A 4,159-nucleotide genomic window follows, 5' to 3' on the forward strand; every position below is an offset into this window, starting at 1 on the left:
TTGGCTAACACGGGATTTTTAATTAGGCATGTGGTTGCTGTTGCATAATTGCGGGCAAGACGATTTCATCAACGACTTCAGCGATAAAATCATCGGTAATCGGCTCGTCACTAATTAAAAAGCGATAGCGAAGTAGCTCAAATGGCATTAACTTCACCAAGTCCGTGGTGGTGTTATTGATTTCGCCGTTCAGTTGCGCCTTTGATAAGATGCGCTCCATGATGAAGAGGTTTGATTGTTTCAGTTGGGCCAGAAAAGTGGTGACATCCTGATTGTCTTCTTTGCTGACTTCTCCCAAAATAGCGCGATTGTAGGTGCGCCCCATAATATCGGCCGAGTGCTTGTAGCGTGTTAACATCGCAATTAAGTCCCCCCGTAGTGAGCCGGTATTAAAATCAGCGTCAACCAAAGTCCCTTGGACTTCGTGCGCCTTGGCTTGAATTGCCTCGGTCATTAGGGCGAACGGTGAAGACCAGCGCCGGTAGAGCACAGTCCGAGAAGTCCCAGATTCACGTGCAATCCGGGCGAAAGTGACGGCTTGATAACCTTCAGCCGCCATAATGTCGCGGGTCACAGTAAAAATAACGTTGGTGAGGTCATCCCCAGTTTTACGTGTTGCCATAGCAAATTACCATCCTTCCAAAGCGCTTGTATGCCTTTATTTTACACGACTATCAATCAATAAGATACACGTTGTATCTAAAATGCTTGCGTTTTTAAAATCGCACGTTTATAATACTTTTTGTCCGATAGGTACACGGTGTACCTTAAAAAGAAACAAAGTGTAAAAGAAGGTAAATGAAATGGACGAGAAGAAAACGACAGCATTGCCAAAGCATGTCGTGAACATGGCGTGGGTATTAGTGCTCGGTGCGTTTGCGCCGATGCTTGATGCAACGATGGTGAACATCGCGGTGAATGACTTGGCGCGTGATTTTGGAGCCAGTCTCTCAACAATCCAGTGGGTGATTACGGGGTATGTCCTAGCGACAGCGGTTGCGGTACCGTTTGCCGGTTGGTTGGTCAACCGGTTTAGTGGCAAGTGGGTATTTTTAGCAGCCGAAATTGCGTTTGGCGTATTCTCGTTGGCTTCTGCCTTGGCTTGGAACATCGATAGTTTAATTGTGTTCCGTTTGTTCCAAGGCGCAGCCGCTGGTATGCTGACGCCATTGTTGACGACGCTGTTAGTGGACCTGGCTGGTAGTGCAGCGATGGGCCGGTTGATGGCTGTGGTTGGGTTGCCAATTGTGTTAGGACCGATTTTGGGGCCAGTTATCGGCGGTATCGTCTTGGAGTATGCGTCATGGCGCTGGATTTTCTACATCAATGTGCCAATTGTCATTTTGGCAACAATTTTGATTGCTTGGAAATTACCAACATTTGAAGCAAAGAATCGTCAGGCTCGCTTTGATGTTGTCGGGGTGACGTTGCTTGCTGCAATTTCATCAACCATTATTTATGGTATCGTGCAAGCTAGTACAAAGGGTGACTTTACGAATGCCACCACAGTCGCTTATGTGCTGGCCGGAGTTGCTTTGATGGTGGTCTACGGCGTGTATGCGCATTTCAAGGGTGAGCATGCGATCTTGCCAATTCGTCTCTTCACGCGTAAGAACTTTACTGCCGCTATGGTCGGCATGGTGGTTGGTGGGGTTGCAACCAACGGGGCGATGTTGCTATTGCCATTGTTCTTCCAAAACTTACGTGGTGATTCAGTGATTGTCGCTGGTCTTTCATTGATTCCACAGGGCGTTGGTATGCTTGTTGCGCGACCAATTGTTGGTAAGTTGATTGATCGCATCGGCGCCCGTTACGTGACGATTGTAAGTTTGGCAATTACGCTGGTCGGCACGATACCGTTCGCTTACTTTGATGGTAAGACGGCCTATTGGTTGGTTGCGGTTATCTTATTTGTACGCGGTATTGGTGCGGGTGGCATCTTATCACCTTTGATGACAGATGCCTTTGTCGGTGGCGATAAGCGCGATTCGGGTGCGATTTCTGTCGCGTCGCGCACGTTCCAAAATATTGGTGGTGCATTTGGTTCAGCTGTGATTGCAACAATTGTCGCTGGTTATATGACGACGCACACCAGTATTGCCGCCGGTTACCAAACAGGATTCGCCTGGACGGCCGGCCTGTCATTGTTGATTATCATGCCAGCGGTGTTCTTAACTAATCGCTTATCTAAAAACTAATCATGAAAAGAGCGTGAGACGAAAGACGCTTTTGAGGCTGAGACAGAGACTTCTGTCCCAGCCTCTTTTTGCATAGTTTCGGCTCAGTAGATTCTGGATCACGTGATACAATGAGCATATAAAAAATAAGTAATTAATCATGTGGGGGATGAACATGGCATTTTCGATTGAAGTACGTGGGGCGAAAACAAATAACCTAAAAAATATTGATGTTGATATTCCATTGGGGAAAATGACTGGGATTACCGGGCGGAGTGGTTCTGGTAAAAGTTCACTTGCGATGGGGACGTTATACGGCGAGGGGATGCGCCGGTATCTTAATGCACTATCAACGTATACACGACGCCGTATTAGTCAATCAAATCAGGCTGATGTGACGTCAATCCGACATTTGCCATCCGCCTTAGCGTTACGCCAACGGCCGCAAGTACCGGATATTCGGTCAACAGTCGGGACCATGACAGAGGCGTTAAATGTGTTGCGCTTGATGTTTTCACGACTCGGTTCAATGGTCTGTCCGAATGGTCACCGCATTGGTCCGACCCTAGCGGTAGCGATGGATGCTGATATGACAGGAATGGACTGTCCAGTCTGTGGCGTGCATTTCATGCCATATGGGGCAGAAGATTTTGCGTTTAACTCAGCTGGTGCCTGCCCAACTTGCCAAGGAACGGGGGAAGTGCGAGAAATCAATCCAGCGTTGTTGATTAATGAGGAATTGACGATTCGCGATGGCGCCGTGAACGCTTGGCGGACACCAGGCCGTACATTCATGCCCTTGGTAGCGGAAGCAGCGGGTATCAATATTGATGTGCCCTACAAAGATTTACCCAAAGAGCAGCAAGACCAGGTCCTCCACGGTGATCGACAGGAATATGAAATTAACATTCCAAGTAAGAGTGGTAAGGTGTTTCACATGGACCACGCAGTCTTTGAGAATGCCTATAATGCAATTGCAGATAGTATGAAAAGCAGTACCAATGAGCGCACGATTAAGCGGTTGAATCAGTTTTATACCTTTCAAACCTGCCCAACTTGCCATGGAACTCGGTTTAATCCGGCGTTGCTGAGCCAACACTTGCGCGATAAAAATATTGCGGAATTGTCGGATTATACGATTGAAGATTTGGTAACTTTTGCCCGCGAGTTAACCACCACATTGCCGATCGACATGCAAAAAATGGGGCAAAAGTTGGTCGATGAATTATTGGAATTACTGGATGCCCCAACACAACTGGGCTTAGATTATCTGACGCTTTCACGGGCCGGTAACACCTTATCAACTGGTGAATTGCAGCGTATTCAATTAGGCCGGACGATTCGCAATGAAACGACGGGCGTTCTGTACGTACTTGATGAACCGACTGTTGGGCTGCACCCAGAAAACGTGACTGGTCTACTTCGGATATTTAAGACACTGCTTGAACAAGGCAATACACTGGTGGTGGTTGATCACGATATGGAAGTGATCGGCGCGAGCGATTATGTCATCGAGATTGGACCAGGATCTGGTGAACATGGCGGTGAAGTTATTTTCGCTGGCGATGTGGCCGCTGCTAAACAATCGGCGACCTTGGTGGCGCCATATTTGAATGCTCAGGCGCAAGCGCAGACGCGTACACTAGCACCAAGTGAGACACTATTTGATGAAGGTAGCATCGAGATTGCCGTCACGCAGAAAAATAATTTACATGACGTTACTGCCCGCTTCCCAAAGAATCGTTTAACCAGTGTGACGGGGATGAGTGGCGCCGGCAAGACGACGTTAATCCTGGATTTGCTGGCCCCTGGTATTGTGGCTCAAAATGAGGGACGCGCGTTACCAGATGGTACTCAGGCCTTAGATAACAGTGGCGTGCAGACAGTTGTGATGGTTGATTCTGTACCAGTCGGCAAGAATGCCCGTTCAACAGTTGCGACGTACACAAATATTTTGGATAACTTGCGTAAAATGTATGCGG

General features: G+C 47.9%; 3 protein-coding genes. 2 read left to right on the plus strand and 1 reads right to left on the minus strand.

Features of this window, described 5'->3' with window-relative positions:
* Positions 1-22 precede the first annotated feature (22 nt).
* On the minus strand, positions 23-622 hold the full coding sequence (locus tag WEIDD23_RS05845; protein ID WP_010371305.1) for a TetR/AcrR family transcriptional regulator: 600 nt from the start codon (positions 620-622) through the stop codon (positions 23-25).
* Between the two features lie 181 nt (positions 623-803).
* On the opposite strand from WEIDD23_RS05845, the gene WEIDD23_RS05850 reads away from it, so the two are divergent.
* Both WEIDD23_RS05850 and WEIDD23_RS05855 read left to right on the plus strand, forming a co-directional pair.
* Positions 804-2,198 (plus strand): MDR family MFS transporter, encoded by a 1,395-nt coding sequence (locus WEIDD23_RS05850; protein ID WP_010371302.1) that lies wholly within the window; start codon positions 804-806, stop codon positions 2,196-2,198.
* Between the two features lie 154 nt (positions 2,199-2,352).
* The coding region (locus WEIDD23_RS05855) for an excinuclease ABC subunit UvrA (protein WP_062358834.1) at positions 2,353-4,159 on the plus strand (1,807 nt) is incomplete at its 3' end.

Origin of the sequence: Weissella sp. DD23 (assembly GCF_001579105.1) — a bacterium.
GTDB lineage: Bacteria > Bacillota > Bacilli > Lactobacillales > Lactobacillaceae > Weissella > Weissella cibaria.